We start from the raw sequence: 18,932 nt of genomic DNA on the forward strand, positions 1-18,932 counted from the left end.
GTGTTCTCCTGTGAGGTGTGTTGATCAACAAAGCGGAGGGGACAGGAAGGGGAACGGGTGGAAAGGCCGGGCGGTCAGGACACGTCGACCACCACCGAGTGCCGGCCGGTCGCACCGTCGGGCACGGTGCCGACCCGCTCGTCGGTCTGGGTGACGCCGCTACGGTCCGTCGCGCGGACCTCGAGGGTGTGGTGGCCGGTCGTGGCCGGCCACTCCCACACCCATTGGCGCCAGGTGTCACGACCGGCCTCGGCGGCCAGCCGTGCCGTGTGCCACGCGCCGCCGTCCACCCGGACCTCCACCCGGGCGATGCCCCGGTGCTGGGCCCATGCGACGCCGGCGACGGGCACGGTCCCCGCGCGCGGGGAGGCGAAGGGGCGGGGCGTGTCGATGCGTGACTGGGTCTTGATCGGAGCCTCGCGCGACCAGTCGCGCTCGACCCAGTACGCGTCGTACGCGTCGAACGTCGTGAGTTCGATGTCCCGGATCCACTTGCAGGCCGAGACGTAGCCGTACAGACCGGGAACGACCATCCGGACGGGGAAGCCGTGGTCGAACGGCAGCGGTTCGCCGTTCATACCGACCGCGAGCAGTGCGTCGCGGCCGTCCATGGCCGCCTCGACCGGGGTGCCGATCGTCATCCCGTCGACGGAACGCGCCACGATCTGGTCCGCGGGCCCGCCCTCCGACGGGGGCTTCACCCCGGCCTCGCCCAGCAGGTCGGCCAGTCGTACGCCGATCCACCGGGCGGTGCCCACGTACGGGCCGCCCACCTGGTTGGACACACAGGTCAGCGTGATGTCCCGCTCGACGAGTTCGCGCCGCAGGAGGTCCTGGAAGCGGAGAGTGACGGGTTGCGCCACCCCTCTGCCGTGGATCCGCAGCCGCCACCGGTCGGCGTCGACGCGCGGGACCACCAGGGCGGTGTCCACCCGGTAGAAATCCTTGTTCGGCGTCACGAAGGAACTCAGCCCACGGATCCCCAGATCGGCGCCCCCGGGTACGGCGGGAGCCGGTGAGGCGGGTGCCGGGAGTGCGATCTCGCCGCGTGAGGCGGAGACCCCGGCCAGTTCGGACACCTGGAACCGACGGCCCAGGAGCCCCGCACCGGCCGAGGCCGCCGCGGCAGCGGTCGCCGCGATCACGAATCCGCGGCGGTCGAAGGCACCCTGCGCCCCGCCGTCCGTCTCCTCAGCCGCGGGAGACGGGCCGGTTGCCGGTGTGAGCCGTCCGGCCAGGAGGTACAGGACCCCCGCGGCCACCAAGGCGCCCACGACCGACGGCAGCGCGTCGGCCGGGCGGCCCTCCGGCCGCCCGGCTGCCGCGACCGCGCCGACCACACCGAAGACCAGTACGGCCGCGGCGCCGCTCCGCCGGTGCCGCAGCGCGAGGACCCCGACCGCCATGGCGAAGAGCGCCAGGAGTACGAGGATCCCGAGCTGCAGCACCAGCTTGTCGTCGGTGCCGAAGTTCCGTACGGCGAAGTCCTTGACGGCCGGGGGAGTCCGGTCGATGACCGCCCCGCCCACCGCCGTGACCGGCCCCGCCTCCGGACGTACGGCAGCCGCGACGAGTTCGGCCACGCACAGGGCCGTGAACCCGGCGATCAGACCGCTGAGCGCGGCGAACGCGGCGCGTGCCCAGCGGGATCCCCGGGACCCCGGGGCCCCGTGACTCTGCGAAACGTATCGGTCTGTGCTCACACCAGGAGTTCGGCACCGGGGACCACGCGGATTGGTCGTTCACCCGATCGAAGGAAGTCCGCACAGCGGCCAATCCGCGGGCCCACCTGCACCGAATGGCCTCTGAGGGGCTCTCCGGCGAGCCCCGCCAGCCGTGCGACACCGGGAGGAACCCCCATGACAACGAAGCGGCGGCGCACAGCCGTGATCGGCAGCGGAGTGGCGGGGCTGACCGCCGCTCACGTCCTGGGCAGCGCACGGGACGTGACACTCCACGAGGCGGACGAGCGCGTCGGGGGCCACGCGCACACCCACGACCTGACCTCGTCGGACGGCCGCATACACCGCGTCGACTCCGGGTTCATCGTGCACAACCGGCGTACCTACCCCCATCTGCTCCGGCTCTTCGACGAACTCGGTGTGGCGACCCAGGAGTCGGAGATGAGCATGTCCGTGCGCTGCGAGGGCTGCGGCCTGGAGTACGCGGGCGCCCGGGGCGCCGCAGGACTGTTCGCCCGGCCGGGGGCCGCCCTGAGGGGCCCGTACCTGCGGATGCTCGCGGAAGTGCCCCGGTTCCACCGGGCAGCCCGCGCCCTGCTCGCCCGGGACGACGGTGCGTCCGCCATGACCCTGGGGCAGTTCGCCGCCCGGGGCCGCTTCTCCCCCTACTTCAGCGCCCACTTCCTGACACCCATGGTCTCCGCCGTCTGGTCCTGCGACCCGGTGACCGCGCTGCGCTACCCGGCCCGGTACCTCTTCCGGTTCCTGGACCACCACGGCATGCTCACGATCGGCGGGTCGCCGGTGTGGCGGACCGTCACCGGCGGATCGCGGACCTACGCCGAACGCATCGCCAAGCAGGTGCACTCCGTGCGCACGTCCACCCCCGTGCGTGCCGTGCGCCGGCACAGCGACGGCGTGGAGATCGTCACCGAGGACGGCGCCACCGACGAGTACGACGAGGTGGTCGTCGCCACCCATCCCGACCAGGCGCTCCGCCTGCTCGCCGACCCCACCGACGAGGAACGGCGCACCCTCGGCGCCTTCCGCTACTCCCACAACCCCACGCTGCTGCACACCGATACCGCCGTCCTTCCGCGCAGCCGGCGCGCCGCAGCCTCGTGGAACTACCTGATGCCGTCCTGCGCGGCCGACGCCGACCGGGTCACCGTCAGCTACGACATGAACCGGCTCCAACGGCTGGACGCCCCCGAGCGGTTCGTCGTCACGCTGAACGGTGCGGACAGGGTCGACCCGGACCGCGTCCGGGCCCGCATGCTCTACGAGCACCCCGTCTTCACCCCGGAATCGGTCGCCGCCCAGGCCCGGCTGCCGGCCCTTTCGGGACCGGTCACCGCCTACGCCGGGGCCTACCACGGCTGGGGTTTCCACGAGGACGGCTGCCGTTCCGGAGCCGAGGCCGCAGCCGCCCTGGGGGTGACCTGGTGAACGCCCTCTACCCGTGCGCCATCACCCACGTACGCACCGCGCCCCGTCGGTACGACCTGCGGCACCGCGGCTATCTGTGGCTGATCGACCCGGACCGGCCGCCACGACTCCCTTCCGTCCTGCGCCCGTTGGCCCGTTTCGACGCGCGCGACCACTTCGGCGGCACGGCCCCCACGATCCGGGCCGGGCTGGAGCGGTTCCTCGCCGCCCGGGCCGTCGACCTCGCCGACGGCACCGTCACCATGCTCACCCAGGCCCGGGTCTTCGGCCATGTCTTCAACCCGCTGACCGTCTACTGGTGCCGCCGCCCCGACGGCACGCCCCTCTGCGTGGTCGCCGAGGTGCACAACACCTACGGGGAACGTCACTGCTACCTGCTGCGCCCGGACGCGGCCGACCGGGCGGTGACCGGCAAGGACTTCTCCGTGTCGCCGTTCTTCCCCGTGGACGGCGACTACCGGATGCGGCTGCCCGAACCCGGCCCTCGACTGAACCTGACGATCCATCTGGAACGCGACGGCACACGCCCGTTCACGGCGACCGTACGGGGAACGCGGCGCCCCGGTACGCCCGCCCAACTGCTCCGGCTGTTCCTCCGCCACCCCTTTTCCACCCTTGTCGTCTCCGCCGCCATCAGGCTCCACGGCATCCGGCTGTTCCTTCGCCGGCTGCCCGTGCAGCCACGTCCCCGTCACCGCACACAGGAAGGCATGCAGTGAAGGTGCCCACCTCTCCCACTCCCTCAGCCCCTCGCGTGGCTCCCGCCCGCAGCGGCAGCATTCCGGCCCAGGTCAGAGCCGCCTCGGCCTCCCTCACGGGCGTCGACCCGGACAGATGGCCCGATGTGGTGGCCCAGCCGCGGGCGTCCGGGGTCAGGACCGCCGTGGCCGAACGGCTCGTCCGGCACGCCCTGTCACGGCTCCCGTTGCGTGCCCGGCTCGCCGGCCGTGACAGCATCGGACCGGGCGGGCCGCTCATGGAGATCCGGCGGCCGGACGCGTTCTTCCGGCGGATCGGCGCGAGCGGACTGGTCGGCTTCGGCGAGTCGTACATGGCCGGCGAATGGGACTCGCCGGACCTCGTCGGCGTCCTGACGGTCCTCGCCGGCAACGCGGCGGACCTCGTCCCCGCACCGCTGCAGAAGTTGCGGAGACTGTGGGCACCGCGGCAGCCTGCCGCTCAGGCCAACACCCCCGAGGGCTCGCGCGACAACATCAGCCACCACTACGACCTGTCCAACGACCTCTTCGCCCTCTTCCTCGACGACACGCTGACGTACTCCTCGGCCGTCTTCCGCGGATTCCCGGCCGAGCACGACCTGCTGGCCGCCGGCCAGCACCGCAAGATCGACCGGCTGCTCGACATGGCCGGCGTGAGCCAGGGCACCGAACTGCTGGAGATCGGAACCGGCTGGGGCGAACTCGCCCTCCGGGCCGCCGCGCGCGGTGCCCGCGTCACCACGCTGACGCTCTCCCGGGAACAGCGGGAACTGGCCATTGGCAGGATCCGCGAGGCCGGCCACGAGGACCGCGTGGACGTGCGCCTCTGCGACTACCGGGACGTCACCGGGGAGTACGACGCGGTCGTCAGCGTCGAGATGATCGAGGCCGTCGGCCAGGAGTTCTGGCCGGTGTACTTCCGCACGCTGGACCGCTGCCTCGCCCCCGGCGGGCGCATCGCACTCCAGGCGATCACCATGCCGGACGACCGGATGCTCGCCAGCAGCAGCACCCACACCTGGATCCAGAAGTACATCTTCCCGGGCGGGCTGCTCCCTTCCACCGAATCGATCGAGCGCGTCACCACCGCACACACCGCCCTGCGGACCAGGCGGCGCAGCACCTACGGCATGCACTACGCAGAGACACTCAGGCTGTGGCGTGAGCGCTTCGAGGAGCGGGCGGACCGGGTCGACGCCCTCGGCTTCGACGCGACCTTCCGGCGCATGTGGACGTTCTACCTCGCCTACTCCGAGGCCGGATTCCGGTCCGGTTATCTCGACGTGCAGCAGATTCTCCTGACCCGTGAGGACACCGCGTGAACACCATCACCCACACCCCGGGGTACGGGGCCGCGCAGCGCATCGCGCCGGTCATCGAGCAGTACCTCGGTGGGCAGCCGCCGCTCAGGATCAGGATGTGGGACGGCAGCGAGACCGGCCCCGAGGACGCCCTCACGGTGCAGGTCCGTTCGCCCAGGGCGCTGCGCCGCCTCCTCCGGCAGCCGGGCGAACCGGGCCTGGCCGAGGCCTGCATCACCGGTGACATCGACATCGCCGACAACCTCGCGGCCGGTCTGCGCGCCACCCGCCACGACCGGTACACGGGCCTCGGCGCCACGGCCGCACAGGACGGCCACACCCCCGGCGAACCCGTCATCGCGGGGCCGCGCCCAGGGTCCGGCCGGTGAACGGCTTCGCCTGGGCGGCATTCGCCCAGAACCTGGCCGCGGCGGCGGGTGCCGCGCTCGCCGTCATGCTCGTGACGTTCCTGATCGCCCTGCGCGAGGGCCTGCACCGGATCGTCGACGTGGCGTGGGGCATCGGCTTCGCAGCCGTCGCAGTCGTCTCGTACGCGCTCTCGAAGGGCGACGGTGAGGACGCACGCCGGCTCCTGGTGACCGCACTGACGGTCGTCTGGGGACTGCGGCTGGCCGTGCACATCGGCCTCCGCGGCCGAGGCCACGGGGAGGATCCCCGCTACGCCGCCATGCTGGCCAAGGCTCCCGGGCACCCGGACCTCTACGCCCTGCGCAAGGTGTACCTCCTCCAAGGGGCGCTGGTCTGGCTGATCTCACTGCCCGTACAGGCGGCGCAGTACCTGACGGGACCGCTGTCCTGGTGGGCCTGGGCGGGCACCGCGCTGTGGGCGGTGGGGCTCGGTTTCGAGGCGGTGGGGGACCGGCAACTGGCCCGGTTCAAGAGCGATCCGGAGAACAAGGGGCGGATCATGGACCGGGGGCTGTGGTCCTGGACCCGGCACCCGAACTACTTCGGCGACTTCTGTGTCTGGTGGGGTCTGTTCCTCTTCGTGTGCTCCGACCCCGCGGTCGCGGCGGCGACCCTCGTGGCGCCCGTGGTGATGAGCTTCCTGCTGATCAAGGGCAGCGGCAAGGCGCTGCTGGAGCGGCACATGGCAGGACGGCCCGGCTACGACGACTACCGGGCCCGTACCAGCGGATTCCTCCCGTGGCCGCCGGGCAGGAAGCGCTGAACAGCCCCTGGGCGCGCGTGCCCAGGGGCCCCTCGCTCCGACTCAGGCGCCCGGGAAGTCCATCAGGGCCACGGGCGCCGAGGTCGGCTGCTCGGATCCACCCGCCGGCTCGACGGTGATGCCCATGCCGGACGCCCGGTCGACCGGCCCGTCCAGCAGTACGGCGTCGTCCGTCGCCGACGGGTCCATCAGACCGGCCGACCGCATGGTCCCGTCGTCGTTGAACCACAGCTGGTAGACCTTCCCCCCGGGCGGCCGGGCCAGGCCGGAGGCCAGGAAGACCGCCCGGTTCTCACTCTGCGAGACGACGACCGCCCCGCGGGCGCCGTCTTCCAGGGCTCCCGAGCCGGTTCTGGCATCCGGCGCCGCGAGCACCCGGGCCAGCTGCTCGTTCTGCTGCTGTGCCCGGTCCGCCTTCTGCCGGGCGTCCTGCGCGACCTGGTTCTGCCACACGGCGACCCCGCCGAACGCGGCAGCGGCGGCGACGCAGGCGGCGAGCGCGTACGTCGACCAGCGGCCCGCCCGGCGCGGAGGGGCACCGGAGAGGCCGGTCCGGCCGCGGGCCGGCGGCTCCTGCCGTACGGTCGTGATCTCCCGCAGCACCCGGTCGCGCAACCCGGGCGGCGCAGGGGTGGACACCGCGAGCCCGAGCCGGGCGGCGGTGGCGGACAGCTCCCGTACCTCCTGGGCGCACGCCTCGCAGGCGTCCAGGTGCCGCTCGAACGCGAGGCGTTCGTCCTCCGGTAGAGCGTGCAGGGCGTAGGCCCCGGTCAGTGTGTGCAGATCGGCGGTGCTCATGCGTTCACCCCCAGGCAGTCGCGCAGCCGGATCAGCCCGTCGCGCAACCGTGTCTTGACGGTTCCCAGTGGTACGGAGAGCAGCTCGCCGACCTCGCGATAGGTCAGCCCCCGGTAGTACGCCAGGGTCACGGACTGCCGCTGGAGTTCGGAGAGCGTCCGCAGACAGCGACGGACCTGTTCCCTCTCGAGCCGGGTCTCGACCTGTTCGGAGACCTCGTCGAAGTCGGGCGTGCGGTCCAGCAGCGCCGCCCTGTGCTCCCGCGCCGCGCTCGCCTCGGCCGACCGGACCCGGTCGACGGCGCGGTGGTGGGCGAGGGTGAGCACCCAGTTCATGGCGCTGCCCCGGGACGGCTGGAAGCGGGCGGCGGTGCGCCACACCTCGACCAGCACCTCCTGGGCGACCTCCTCGGACTGGGCGGGGTCGCGGAGGACACTGCGCACCAGGCCGAGGACCGACCCGCTGACCATGTCGTACACCTCGGTGAAGGCGTCCTGGTCCCCACAGGCGACCAGGACGAGCAGCGCCTGCAGATCGGGCCCGGGCGCGGGTGCCCCGCTGATGTAAACGGCCTCTTTCACGCGGATGTTCCTCCCAGGGCACGCAACGGTTTCCTGGGTGATTCGAAGCCGGCGGCCGTGCGGATTGGTCGGTGGGCCGGAATCGTCGCACGGCCCGGCCGCCGTCGATGACGGGGACCGGGCCGCAGGGGTGCGTCGGGCTCGCTACGCGGCCTTCTCCTGCTCGCGCTCGACCTGCTCGTTCCACTCGCGCTTGACCGCGCGCCAGGCGTCGTCGTTCTTGCCTTCGCGCCAGTAACCGGAGATCGACAGCTGAGCGAGCGGGATCCCGCGCTCCAGCCGAAGGTGACGGCGGATCTCCTTGACGAAGCCCGCCTCGCCGTGGACGAAGGCCTGTACCTCGCCCTCGGGGAACTCAAGACCCGTCACCGCGGCGGTCAGAGCCTCTCCGACGGGACGTTCGGCCCGGTGCAGCCAGGTCACCACCACTCCGTCGGGCGTGACGATCTTCTGCTCCTCCGCGGCGTCCGCGACCTCGACGAAGGCGTGCACCAGCGCGCCCGCCGGCATCTGCTCCAGGGCCACGGCGATCGCGGGCAGCGCGCTCTCGTCGCCGACGAGCAGGTGCCAGTCGGCCGAGGCCTGCGGCCCGTAACCGCCGCCGGGGCCCAGGAACGTCACCTGGTCGCCGGGCTGCGCCCGGCTCGCCCACGGACCTGCGAGCCCCTCGTCCCCGTGCACCACGAAGTCGATGGCGAGCTCACGGGCGGCCGGATCCCAGGAACGCACCGTGTACGTACGGGTGGTGGGCCACTGCTCGCGCGGGTACTCCTCGCGGATCCTGGCCATGTCGAAGGGGTGTGCGTAGTCCGCGCCTTCGGGCGCGAAGCACAGCTTGACGTAGTGGTCGGCGAACCCCGCGAGCTCGAAGCCTGCCAGGCCGTCGCCGCCGAGAACCACCCGCACCATGTGCGGGGTGAGCTGTTCGGTGCGCACGACCTGCGCCCCCTGCGCCGTCGGTGCCTGGCGTGCCTGCCGCTCTGCCACAAGGGACTCCCTGCTCCGGTTGTGCAATGAACCTCTGGACTTAGGTATGCCTAAGTTAGCACTCTCACGCCTGGAGTGTGACGAGCAGGCGTTGCAGGGAGCCGCCCAGACCCCACTGGGCCGCGAGGGCCTCGAGGGCCGCGGGGTCCCGCGGCTCGTCGGGGAGCGCGGCGTCGAATTCGGGCAGCGGTACGTCGCCGGCGACCCGGACCACCTTCGGTGCGACCGCCACGTAGTCCCGCGCCTCGTCGAGGCGCTTGCGCTGCGACGGGGTCAGCTTCGAGGCCGGATCGCCGACCGCGGCCATGATCCCGGCCAGATCGCCGTAGGCGTCCAGCAGCTTCGCCGCGGTCTTCTCGCCGATGCCGGGGACCCCCGGCAGGCCGTCGCTCGGGTCTCCGCGCAGCAGCGCGAGATCGACGTAGCCGGCGCCGTCGACACCGTACTTCTCCCGCAGCCATGCCTCGTCGGTCATCTGGAGCGTGCCCACGCCCTTCAGCGGGTACAGCACCCGCACCTGGCGGGCGTCGTCGACCAGCTGGTACAGGTCGCGGTCGCCGGTCACGATGTCCACGGGGCCGGTGGCCCGGCCGGCGAGCGTGCCGATCACGTCGTCCGCCTCGTACGGGGCGACGCCCACCCTGGCGATGCCGAGGGCGTCCAGGACGTCCTCGATGATCGGGACCTGCGGGGAGAGGGTGTCGGGGGTCTCCTCCTCGTCCGGGACCCCGGCGGGTGTCTCGGCGGCCACCCGGTGCGCCTTGTAGGTGGGGATCAGCTCGACCCGCCAGTGCGGCCGCCAGTCCGCGTCCATGCAGGCGACCAGGTCGTCGGGCCGGTGGTCCTGGACCAGCCGGGCGATGAAGTCGAGGAGCCCGCGCACGGCGTTGACCGGAGTGCCGTCCGGTGCGCGCACCGAGTCCGGGACGCCGAAGTAGGCGCGGAAGTAGAGGGAGGCGGTGTCGAGGAGCATCAGGCGTCGCGTCACACCCCGATGATGCCGCACGGCACCGACACCGCCGGCGGCCGACGCCTGCCGTCCCGCCGCCACCGCCACCCGAAGGTGAACTGGATCACACATGTGTTTGGGCTGCGTAAGTGAGGGCAGGCGCGCCACCGGAGCGGACCACGTCCATTTTTCGACTGATGTGCGTGCTTTGCGGACCGAATCCGCACTGCTCCACGGTCTGCCGGAGGGGGTGGCAGACCGTTTTTGGTTCAACGCGTGAGGTATATGTGTCAAGGCTGCAAGCGGAGCACCTGTACAAGGTGTTCGGCAGACGACCCGATCAAGCCGTGCGGAAGCTCGAGAGCGGTACCCACCGCGACGAGCTGCGCGCCGACGGAACGACCGCAGCGGTGATCGACGCCTCGTTCACCGTGGAACCGGGCCAGATCTTCGTCGTCATGGGGCTCTCCGGATCCGGGAAGTCCACATTGCTGCGGATGCTCAACGGGCTGCTCGAGCCCACCGCCGGACGTGTGCTGTTCGACGGGCAGGACCTCACCGCCCTGAGCCCGCGCGAGCTGCGCGGCGTCCGCTCCTCCAAGATCAGCATGGTTTTCCAGCACTTTGCGCTCTTCCCCCACAGGAGCGTGCTCGAGAACGCCGCGTACGGGCTGGAGGTTCAGGGAGTACCGCGTGCCGAGCGCGAGAAGCGCGCCACCGACGCCCTGGAGATGACGGGCCTCGCCGGCTGGGAGAAGTCCTGGCCCGACGAGCTGTCCGGCGGCATGCAGCAGCGTGTCGGGCTCGCCCGCGCGCTCGCCACCGACGCCGACCTCCTGCTGATGGACGAGTCGTTCAGCGCGCTCGACCCCCTGATCCGCCGCGACATGCAGGACCAGCTGCTCGAACTGCAGAAGCGACTGAAGAAGACCATCGTCTTCATCACCCACGACCTCAACGAGGCCATGCGCCTCGGTGACCGCATCGCCGTGATGCGGGACGGCGAGATCGTCCAGCAGGGCACCGCCGAGGACATCCTCGTCCGGCCGGCCAACGACTACGTGGCCTCCTTCATCCAGGACGTCGACCGCTCCCGCGTGCTCACCGCCGGTTCGATCATGGAGCAGCCCGAAGCGGGCCGCTCCGACGAGGACCTGTTGGCCGAGGCCCCCGCGACGGTGTCCGCCGAGACGCCCATCGCGGAGCTCTTCACCCCCTGTTCCACCAGCGGGGTCGCCGTCGCCGTCACCGACGCGGAAGGCGGCGTCATCGGCGTCGTGCCGCGCAACCGTCTGCTCGCCGCGCTCGGCGAGGAACCGAAGGTCGAGAACGTGGTGCCGGCCCAGCGTGACATCAGGAAGGTGAACGCCGGTGCCTAGGATCTCCTTCGGCGCATGGGTCGAGAGCGCCGTCGACTGGCTCCAGTCGAACCTCACCTGGATCTTCGACGCCATCAAGGCCGTCCTCGGCGGCATGTACGACGGTGTCAACGCGGTACTCGGCGGCGGCGAGCCGCTGCTCGTGGCCGCGATCTTCGCCGTGATCGCCTTCTGGCTGCGCGGCATCGTCCCGGCCGTGCTCACCTTCGCGGGCTTCGCGCTGATCGACTCCCTCGCCCTGTGGGGCGAGGCGATGGCGACGCTCTCGCTGGTCGTGGTGGCAGCCGTCATCACCATCGTGATCGCGGTGCCCATGGGTATCTGGGCCGCGCGCAACAACCGGGTCGGCGCCGCCCTGCGGCCCGTGCTCGACGTCATGCAGACGATGCCCGCCTTCGTCTACCTGATCCCCGGCGTCATGTTCTTCGGCGTCGGCGTCACCCCCGGTGTCATCGCCACCATCGTCTTCGCGATGCCCCCCGGCGTCCGGATGACCGAGCTCGGCATCCGCCAGGTCGACAGCGAGCTGGTCGAGGCGGCCGCGGCGTTCGGCACCACGCCCAAGGACACCCTGACCCGGGTGCAGCTTCCGCTCGCGCTTCCGACGATCATGGCCGGAATCAACCAGGTCATCATGCTGGCCCTGTCGATGGTCGTCATCGGCGGCATGGCCGGCGCCGGAGGCCTCGGCGAGAAGGTGTACGCCGCGATCACCCAGCTCCAGGTCGGCCTCGCCGCCGAGAGCGGGATCGCCGTCGTCATCCTCGCCATGTACCTCGACCGGATGACCGGAGCGCTCAACGAGCGGGTCTCCCCGCTCGGCCGCCGAGCGGCCGCCAAGGCCGCCGCCGGTGCGCGTCGCCTGAAGTTCACGCACTACAAGCCGGGAACCGCTGTCGCGATGACCGGTGTCGTCGTGCTCGCGCTCGTCGCGGGCGGTCTGAACATCGCCGGCTCGGGCTCGAACGACTCCGGGACCGCCACGGCCGACAGCGGGAACGTCGGCAAGGGCGAGAAGATCAACCTGGGCTACATCCCCTGGGACGAGGGCATCGCCTCCACCTTCCTCTGGAAGGAGCTCCTCGAGCAGCGCGGCTACACCACGGGCATCACCCAGCTCGACCCGGGCCCGCTCTACACCGGCCTCGCGCAGGGACAGCTGGACGTCCAGTTCGACTCCTGGCTGCCGACCACGCACAAGGACTACTGGGATCGCTACAAGGACAACCTCACCGATCTCGGTTCCTGGTACGGGCCGACCTCGCTGGAGCTGACCGTTCCCTCGTACGTCAAGGGCATCGACTCGCTCGATGACCTCAAGGGCCAGGGCAAGAAGTTCAACGGCAAGATCATCGGCATCGAGTCCAGCGCCGGGATGATGGGCACGCTGAACGAGAAGGTGCTCAAGGAGTACGGACTGGAGGGCGAGTACGAGGTCGTCTCCTCCAGCACCTCCTCGATGCTGGCCGAGCTGAACCGGTCGATCAAGAAGAAGGAGCCGGTCGTGGTGACCCTGTGGTCGCCGCACTGGGCCTACGGCAAGCACGACCTGAAGAAGCTGAAGGACCCCAAGGGCGCCTGGGGCGAGGGCGAGCAGATCCACACCGTCGCCCACAAGGGCTTCGCCGAGAAGGCACCGGCCGTCGCCGACTGGCTGAAGAAGTTCAAGCTCACCGAGAAGCAGCTCACCAGCCTGGAGAACGAGATCCAGGGAGCCGGCCAGGGCAAGGAGCAGGACGGCGTCCGCAGCTGGCTGAAGAAGAACCCCGGTCTCCTCGCCAAGCTGGCGCCGGTACCCGGCGGTGCGGGCGGTGCGCAGCAGGGCGAGGACGCGGGCAAGACCGTCAACATGGGGTACTTCCCGTGGGACGAAGCCATCGCCTCCACCTACCTCTGGCAGAACATGCTGGAGGACCGCGGGTACAAGACCACGGTGAAGCAGCTCGACCCGGGCCCGCTCTACACCGGCCTCGCGCAGGGACAGCTGGACGTCCAGTTCGACTCCTGGCTGCCGACCACGCACAAGGACTACTGGGATCGCTACAAGGACAACCTCACCGATCTCGGTTCCTGGTACGGGCCGACCTCGCTGGAGCTGACCGTTCCCTCGTACGTCAAGGGCATCGACTCGCTCGATGACCTCAAGGGCCAGGGCAAGAAGTTCAACGGCAAGATCATCGGCATCGAGTCCAGCGCCGGGATGATGGGCACGCTGAACGAGAAGGTGCTCAAGGAGTACGGACTGGAGGGCGAGTACGAGGTCGTCTCCTCCAGCACCTCCTCGATGCTGGCCGAGCTGAACCGGTCGATCAAGAAGAAGGAGCCGGTCGTGGTGACCCTGTGGTCGCCGCACTGGGCCTACGGCAAGCACGACCTGAAGAAGCTGAAGGACCCCAAGGGCGCCTGGGGCGAGGGCGAGCAGATCCACACGGTCGCCAAGAAGGACTTCGCCAAGGACTTCCCGGAGTTCACCGGCTGGCTGAAGGACTTCAAGCTCAGTGAGGCGCAGCTGGCCTCGCTCGAGGTGGAGATCCAGAAGGGCGGGGCGGGCAAGGAGAAGGAATCCGCCCGCCACTGGATGGACGCCAACCCGGAAGTGGTGGACCAGCTGGCCCCCGTCGGCAGCTGAATCGGTCCGCGTCAGCAGTCAACACCCTGAAGGGGACGGTCCCGGCATTGCGCCGGGGCCGTCCCCTTCAGGCTGGTCGGAGCCCTCCCTGAAGGTTTCCCGGACATTCACTTCGGCTCCATCCCACAAACGACATGCGTAGGGTGCTGGCAACCGGGAGGATGACGATCCGGGGAGGGAGCCGGACATGGACGACAAGGAAGCCCTTCGGGTGGGTGCCGCGGTTCGCCGACGGCGCAGGACCCTGGGTCTCACACTGGCCGCGGTGGCCGGGCGCAGCGGCTTGTCCGTGCCGTTCCTCAGCCAGATCGAGAACGAGCGTGCCAGACCCAGCGCCCGTTCCCTGGACCGGGTGGCGGAAGCACTGGAAACCACGACCGAGCGGCTGCGGGCAGCGGCGGACTCGGCGCGCTCCGTGGACGTCGTGCGGGCGGGTGACGACGACGGCGTACGCAGACTCGTGCGCGGCCGCCACCAGCTCAGCGTCCTGGAGTTCGTGGGCGAGCAGGACCTCGGACGCGAGTTCCAGCACCGCAACGACGAGGTGATGTACGTCGTGGAGGGCGCAGCCGAGGTCGAGGCCGAGGGCCAGGCCTACCGGCTGGGCCGCGGCGACACCCTCTTCCTCTCCGGAGGGGTCCGGCACCGGTGGCGCGCGACGGTGCCCGGCACCCGGCTGCTCGTCGTCTCGGTCGCCGAGCACATCGACGCGACGTACGACTCGCGTCGCTGAGCCGAGGGGTCCTGTCGTGCGCGTCGTGTCCCTCGTTCCCTCGCTGACCGAGGCGGTGGCCGTCACCGCCCCCGGCCTGCTGGTCGGTGCCACCGACTGGTGCACCCACCCGCCGGAGCTCACCACCGCCCGGATCGGCGGTACCAAGAATCCCGACGTGGCGGCCGTCGTGGCACTGCGCCCCGACCTCGTCGTCGCCAACGAGGAGGAGAACCGGGACCCCGACCTCGCCGCCCTGCGGGAGGCCGGGCTGAACGTCCTGGTCACCGAGGTCCGCACCCTCGCCCAGGCCTTCACCGAACTGGAGCGGGTCCTGGTCGCCGGATGCGGCCTGGGCCGGCCGCGCTGGCTGGAGGAGGCCGAGACCGCCTGGGCGGCGCTGCCGCCTCCCGCCACCCCGCGCCCCGCGGTCATCCCGGTCTGGCGCAGGCCCTGGATGGTGCTGGGCCGCGACACGTTCGCCGGTGACCTGCTGGCACGGTTCGGCGTACGCAACGTCTACGCGGACCACCCCGAGCGCTATCCCCGCATCCCGGTGGCCGAGCTGAACGCGGCAGGCGCCGAGCTGGTCGTCCTGCCCGACGAGCCGTACCGGTTCACCGCGACCGACGGCCCCGAGGCCTTTCCCGGGCTGCCCGCCGCGCTCGTCGACGGCCGTCACCTCACGTGGTACGGGCCGTCGCTGACCGAAGCGGCTGCGGTGCTGCGAGCAGCACTCCGCTGAGCAGTCCCCGCAGCGTCCGTGCGCCCGCCACCGCCCAGGCGGCCACCAGCAGCACGTAGAGCGCGACGGCCAGCCAGACGAAGGCGGTGAGCCCGGTGTGCCGGGCCAGCCCCGCCGCGCCCGTGACACACGTACCGACCGGGAACGTGAAGCCCCACCACGTCATCGTGAACCGCATGCCGCGCCGCGCGGCCCGCACCACCATCGCCACGGACAGCGCCAGCCACAGCAGCGCGAACCCCATCACGGGTACCCCGTACAGCACGGCGAACGCGCCGAACGCCGAGGCGTGCGGCGCCCCGATCGCAGCCGGCGCCGCATCGGCCAGCTGATTGACCGCGGTCGTCGACTGGCCCAGGGGGCCGAGCACCAGGAAGAGGGTCGGTGTCAGCGCGAGCGGCAACGGGCCCTGGTGCACCAGCCGGCCGAAGACCAGCGGAACGATCACCAGGGTCGCCAGCAGCGACAGCCCGAACATCGCGAAGCAGGCGAGCAGCAGTGCCTCGCGCCACTGGCCCGCGGGCAGTTCCGGCACGAGCAGCGGACCGACAGCGGCGGAGACCATCGGCGCCACGAGGGGGAGCAGCCAGACCGGCGACGCGGTGCCGGGTTCCGGACGGTGCCGTACGACCATGAGGTACGGGATCGCGACCGCCGCGGCGAGTCCGGTCACCGTGCCGAGCGTGAACAGCACCGCGTCCACGGCGACCGCGGCGGAATGCCCGATGACGTCCCGGCCGACCAGGAGGGTCCCCGCGCCGACCGCGAGCAGCGCCATGGAGAGGCAGCCGTAGAACGGGGCGACGGCAGGATCCAGGAGGTGGGCGCGGGCCTGGTCCCGGTGCAGGATCCAGTGTCCGGCGCGGGCCGCGAGGACCGTTACGAGCAGCACCGCGGACACGGCCCAGACCACGAGGCAGGCACCGCGCAGCCCGGGCACGTGCACGGGCAGCCCGGCCCCTGCCGTGGCGACGATCACGGTGCCCATGACCGTCGCGTACCAGTTGGGGCCGATGTACCGCAGGGTGGGGAGCCGAAGAGGGGTGGGGGCGGGGGCGAGCACCCGGGACTGGATCTGCGGAAAGATGGCCATGCCACGATCCTCGGCGGGCGGGTTCCGGCCCACCAGGGAGCCCGGACCTATGACGTCATAAGCTGGGCTTATGTCCATACCGATGTCCAGCGCCCCGCCGCCCAGCCCCGGTGACGAGCACGGCCCCCTGTCCCACCGGGTCCCCGACCTCGGGGCGATGGTGCTGCTGCTGGCCGTCGCCCGTCACGGCAGCCTGGGCAGGGCCGCGCGGGACGTCGGCATCACCCAGCCCGCCGCCTCCAGCCGCATCCGGTCGATGGAGCGGCAGCTCGGTGTCGCGCTCCTTGACCGCTCGCCGCGGGGCTCCCGGCTGACCGACGCGGGCGCCCTCGTCACCGACTGGGCGCGCAGGGTCGTCGAGGCTGCCGAGGCGTTCGACGCCGGTGCGCAGGCGCTGCGGGACCGGCGCGACTCCCGGCTGCGGGTCGCGGCGAGCATGACCATCGCGGAGTACCTGCTGCCGGGCTGGCTGATCGCGCTGCGCGCCGCACGCCCTGGAACGGCCGTGTCCCTGACCGCGGGCAACTCGGCCGTGGTCGCCCTGCGGTTGCGCGCGGGTGAGGCCGACCTCGGCTTCGTCGAGGGACTGTCGGTGCCGGAGGGGCTCGACGGCACGGTCATCGCGCACGACCGCCTCGTCGTCGTCGTCGCGCCCACCCATCCGTGGGCCCGCCGCCGCAGTCAGCTGACTCCGCAGGAGCTGGCGGCGACACCGCTGATCCTGCGGGAGCACGGTTCGGGCACCCGGCAGGTCCTGGACGCCGCACTCGCCGTGCACGGCGGACTCGCGCGGCCGCTGCTGGAACTCTCCTCGACCACGGCGGTGAAGGGGGCGGCGGAGAGCGGGGCCGGTCCCTGTGTCCTGAGCGAACTGGCTCTCGGCGAGGAGCTGTCGGCCCGGCGCCTGGTCAAGGTCCCCGTGGCGGGCGTCCGGCTCAGGCGTCAGCTGCGGGCGGTCTGGCCCGCGGGCCACCGCCCCACGGGCCCCGCCCGTGACCTGCTCTCACTGACCGCCGACGGGGCGTAGTCCCGCGGGCCTGCCCGCCTTCCGGCTCTGCTGCTCCTCGGTCCCCGGACCGCTTCCGGCCCCGGTTCCTCAGACGGCGGACGGGCTCGTCCGTGCCAGGGCCGCCGTGACCAGGGCCCGCATGATCCGGAGGTCCTCGCCCATCTCCGGGTGCCACTGCACCCCGAGCACCCACTGCGGGCCCGGCAGCTCGACCGCCTCGACCGTGCCGTCCGCCGCGTGCGCGGACACCACGAGACCCGGAGCGAGACGGTCCACGGCCTGGTGGTGGTACGTGGGTACGGACGCGTTCTCGGGCACGAGCGAGGCGTACAGCGTCCCCGGCACCGGCGACACCGCGTGCTCGCCGAGCACCCCCGCCTTGCCGAACGGACCGGTGTGCCCGTCCAGATGCTGGCTCAGTGTGCCGCCCAGCGCCACGTTGAGCAGCTGCATGCCGCGGCAGATGCCGAGCACCGGGGTGCCGGCCTCCATCGCCGCGCGGAGCAGCGCAAGCTCCCAGGCGTCGCGCTCGTGCGCGGGCGGCCCGGTCCTGAAGTCGCGCTCCGCGCCGTACAGACCGGGGTCGATATCGGCGCCGCCCGCGATCACCAGCCCGTCCAGCCTGGCCACGACGGCCGACGCGCGCTCGGGGGCGTCCGGCGGCAGCAGGGCCGCCAGGCCGCCGGACCGCTGGACCAGCCGGGGATACGCCGAGGGGAGCACCGCTGCGGGGAGCTCCCAGACACCCCAGCGAGCCGCCGGCTCCAGGTAGGTGGTGACGCCGATGAGCGGTTCGTGCATGGTGCGGTCCCTCCGGCGGGCGGTCGCGTGGACCGGGCCCGGTGCAATGGTGATGCGTCATACCTTTGTGCGTACCGGGCCGGTGCGCAAGAGAGACGATCCGGAAGATCGGGTTCAGGCCAGGAAACCCCGGAGCAGTGCCGCCGTTCCGGCGCAGTGCTCGCGCATCACCGTGCGCGCGGCCTCCTCGTCGCCGTCGAGCACCGCGTCGACGAGCACCGCGTGCTGGTGCTGCGAATGCTCGAGGTTCCGCACCAGCAGGGGTATGCAGTCGAGCAGGTCGTTCAGGGTCGCCCGTACGGCGGCGTACCGGGCGGTGAGGGACGGGGAGCCGGAGAGCTCGGCCAGCGTCAGGTGAAACAGGGTGTCGAGCCTGCGGTAGTCGGGCAGAGGTGCTTCGTGTGTCGCGATCAGTGCCCTGCGCAGCCGGTCCACGCCCTCGTCGTGGAGGCCGTGCGCCGCGCACAGCCCGGCCGCCCCGGTGTCCAGCACCTCGCGGAAGCGCAGGACGTCCTCGATGTCGACCCCCTCCACCCGGCGGCGCAGCTCGCCGCCGCCGGCCCCGCCGGCGCGGGGGAGCACGAACGTGCCGCCGTACCTGCCCCTCCTGGCCTCGACCAGCCCCTGGTCCTGGAGCACCTTCAGGACCTCGCGCAGGGTGACGCGGCTGATCCCCAGCAGCTCCGCCAGATCCCGCTCGGCGGGCAGCCGCCCGCCGCTGGGCACCAGGCCGAGCCGGACCACCTGGAGGACCTGCTCCAGCGCCTCCTCGAAGCCGTTGCCCGCGTGCACCGGCCTCAGTACGGGCAGCAGCCGGTCGAAGGGCCCGGTCCCACCGGTCTCCTGCGCCACGTCCCGATCCCCTTCCCCTCAATGGTTCTGTCCCATACCTTAAGCCTTCCGGCT

General features: G+C 71.6%; 18 protein-coding genes. 10 read left to right on the forward strand and 8 right to left on the reverse strand.

What is annotated here, in order from left to right; genetic code table 11:
• Positions 1-74 precede the first annotated feature (74 nt).
• Positions 75-1,610: a molybdopterin-dependent oxidoreductase gene (locus OG844_RS38715; RefSeq protein WP_406396030.1), complete on the reverse strand. Its 1,536-nt coding sequence runs from the start codon at positions 1,608-1,610 to the stop codon at positions 75-77.
• A 249-nt stretch (positions 1,611-1,859) separates the two neighbouring features.
• On the opposite strand from OG844_RS38715, the gene OG844_RS38720 reads away from it, so the two are divergent.
• The 5 genes from OG844_RS38720 to OG844_RS38740 are packed head-to-tail and all read left to right on the forward strand — an operon-like array spanning position 1,860 to position 6,343.
• Entirely contained in the window at positions 1,860-3,131 is a 1,272-nt protein-coding gene (locus OG844_RS38720) for an NAD(P)/FAD-dependent oxidoreductase (RefSeq protein WP_406388819.1), read from the forward strand.
• A complete protein-coding gene (locus OG844_RS38725; protein ID WP_406396029.1) occupies positions 3,125-3,850 on the forward strand; it encodes a DUF1365 domain-containing protein in 726 nt (241 codons plus the stop codon). Before OG844_RS38720 ends, OG844_RS38725 begins: the two co-directional genes overlap by 7 nt.
• Before the next feature lie 59 nt (positions 3,851-3,909).
• A complete protein-coding gene (locus OG844_RS38730) occupies positions 3,910-5,172 on the forward strand; it encodes a class I SAM-dependent methyltransferase (RefSeq protein WP_406396027.1) in 1,263 nt (420 codons plus the stop codon).
• Positions 5,169-5,540 (forward strand): hypothetical protein, encoded by a 372-nt coding sequence (locus OG844_RS38735; RefSeq protein ID WP_406388818.1) that lies wholly within the window; start codon positions 5,169-5,171, stop codon positions 5,538-5,540. Before OG844_RS38730 ends, OG844_RS38735 begins: the two co-directional genes overlap by 4 nt.
• On the forward strand, positions 5,537-6,343 hold the full coding sequence (locus OG844_RS38740) for a DUF1295 domain-containing protein (RefSeq protein WP_406388816.1): 807 nt from the start codon (positions 5,537-5,539) through the stop codon (positions 6,341-6,343). The genes OG844_RS38735 and OG844_RS38740 overlap by 4 nt, the downstream gene beginning before the upstream one ends.
• A 42-nt stretch (positions 6,344-6,385) precedes the next feature.
• Here OG844_RS38740 and OG844_RS38745 read toward each other — a convergent pair whose 3' ends face one another.
• From OG844_RS38745 to OG844_RS38760, 4 genes are all read right to left on the reverse strand, one after another.
• Positions 6,386-7,141 (reverse strand): anti-sigma factor domain-containing protein, encoded by a 756-nt coding sequence (locus tag OG844_RS38745; RefSeq protein WP_406388814.1) that lies wholly within the window; start codon positions 7,139-7,141, stop codon positions 6,386-6,388.
• Positions 7,138-7,722: a sigma-70 family RNA polymerase sigma factor gene (locus OG844_RS38750; RefSeq protein ID WP_406388812.1), complete on the reverse strand. Its 585-nt coding sequence runs from the start codon at positions 7,720-7,722 to the stop codon at positions 7,138-7,140. The genes OG844_RS38745 and OG844_RS38750 overlap by 4 nt, the downstream gene beginning before the upstream one ends.
• 144 nt (positions 7,723-7,866) lie before the next feature.
• Positions 7,867-8,709, reverse strand: coding sequence for a siderophore-interacting protein (locus OG844_RS38755; RefSeq protein WP_406388810.1), 843 nt, complete (start codon positions 8,707-8,709; stop codon positions 7,867-7,869).
• Positions 8,710-8,773: 64 nt separating this feature from the next.
• Positions 8,774-9,682, reverse strand: a complete 909-nt coding sequence (locus OG844_RS38760) for a 5'-3' exonuclease H3TH domain-containing protein (RefSeq protein WP_406396025.1) — start codon at positions 9,680-9,682, stop codon at positions 8,774-8,776.
• A gap of 263 nt (positions 9,683-9,945) precedes the next feature.
• Between OG844_RS38760 and OG844_RS38765 the strand changes: the two genes are divergently transcribed.
• From OG844_RS38765 to OG844_RS38780, 4 genes are all read left to right on the forward strand, one after another.
• Complete coding sequence (locus OG844_RS38765) at positions 9,946-11,037, forward strand: glycine betaine/L-proline ABC transporter ATP-binding protein (protein WP_406388808.1); 1,092 nt, start codon at positions 9,946-9,948, stop codon at positions 11,035-11,037.
• Positions 11,030-13,666, forward strand: coding sequence for an ABC transporter permease/substrate binding protein (locus OG844_RS38770; RefSeq protein ID WP_406388806.1), 2,637 nt, complete (start codon positions 11,030-11,032; stop codon positions 13,664-13,666). Before OG844_RS38765 ends, OG844_RS38770 begins: the two co-directional genes overlap by 8 nt.
• 187 nt (positions 13,667-13,853) lie before the next feature.
• Positions 13,854-14,399: a helix-turn-helix domain-containing protein gene (locus tag OG844_RS38775; protein WP_406388804.1), complete on the forward strand. Its 546-nt coding sequence runs from the start codon at positions 13,854-13,856 to the stop codon at positions 14,397-14,399.
• 16 nt (positions 14,400-14,415) lie between these two features.
• Complete coding sequence (locus tag OG844_RS38780) at positions 14,416-15,123, forward strand: helical backbone metal receptor (protein WP_406388802.1); 708 nt, start codon at positions 14,416-14,418, stop codon at positions 15,121-15,123.
• On the opposite strand, the gene OG844_RS38785 is transcribed toward OG844_RS38780, so the two are convergent.
• Positions 15,062-16,216, reverse strand: coding sequence for a TDT family transporter (locus OG844_RS38785; RefSeq protein WP_406388801.1), 1,155 nt, complete (start codon positions 16,214-16,216; stop codon positions 15,062-15,064). The genes OG844_RS38780 and OG844_RS38785 overlap by 62 nt on opposite strands.
• Before the next feature lie 82 nt (positions 16,217-16,298).
• Here OG844_RS38785 and OG844_RS38790 point away from each other — a divergent pair, with 82 nt between their 5' ends.
• Entirely contained in the window at positions 16,299-17,243 is a 945-nt protein-coding gene (locus OG844_RS38790; protein ID WP_406396024.1) for a LysR family transcriptional regulator, read from the forward strand.
• 69 nt (positions 17,244-17,312) lie between these two features.
• On the opposite strand, the gene OG844_RS38795 is transcribed toward OG844_RS38790, so the two are convergent.
• Together OG844_RS38795 and OG844_RS38800 are read right to left on the reverse strand one after the other, a co-directional pair.
• Positions 17,313-18,026, reverse strand: coding sequence for a gamma-glutamyl-gamma-aminobutyrate hydrolase family protein (locus tag OG844_RS38795; protein ID WP_406388799.1), 714 nt, complete (start codon positions 18,024-18,026; stop codon positions 17,313-17,315).
• A gap of 114 nt (positions 18,027-18,140) precedes the next feature.
• Positions 18,141-18,878 (reverse strand): FadR/GntR family transcriptional regulator, encoded by a 738-nt coding sequence (locus OG844_RS38800; RefSeq protein ID WP_406388797.1) that lies wholly within the window; start codon positions 18,876-18,878, stop codon positions 18,141-18,143.
• Positions 18,879-18,932: the final 54 nt, after the last annotated feature.

Source organism: Streptomyces sp. NBC_00887 (genome assembly GCF_045207585.1).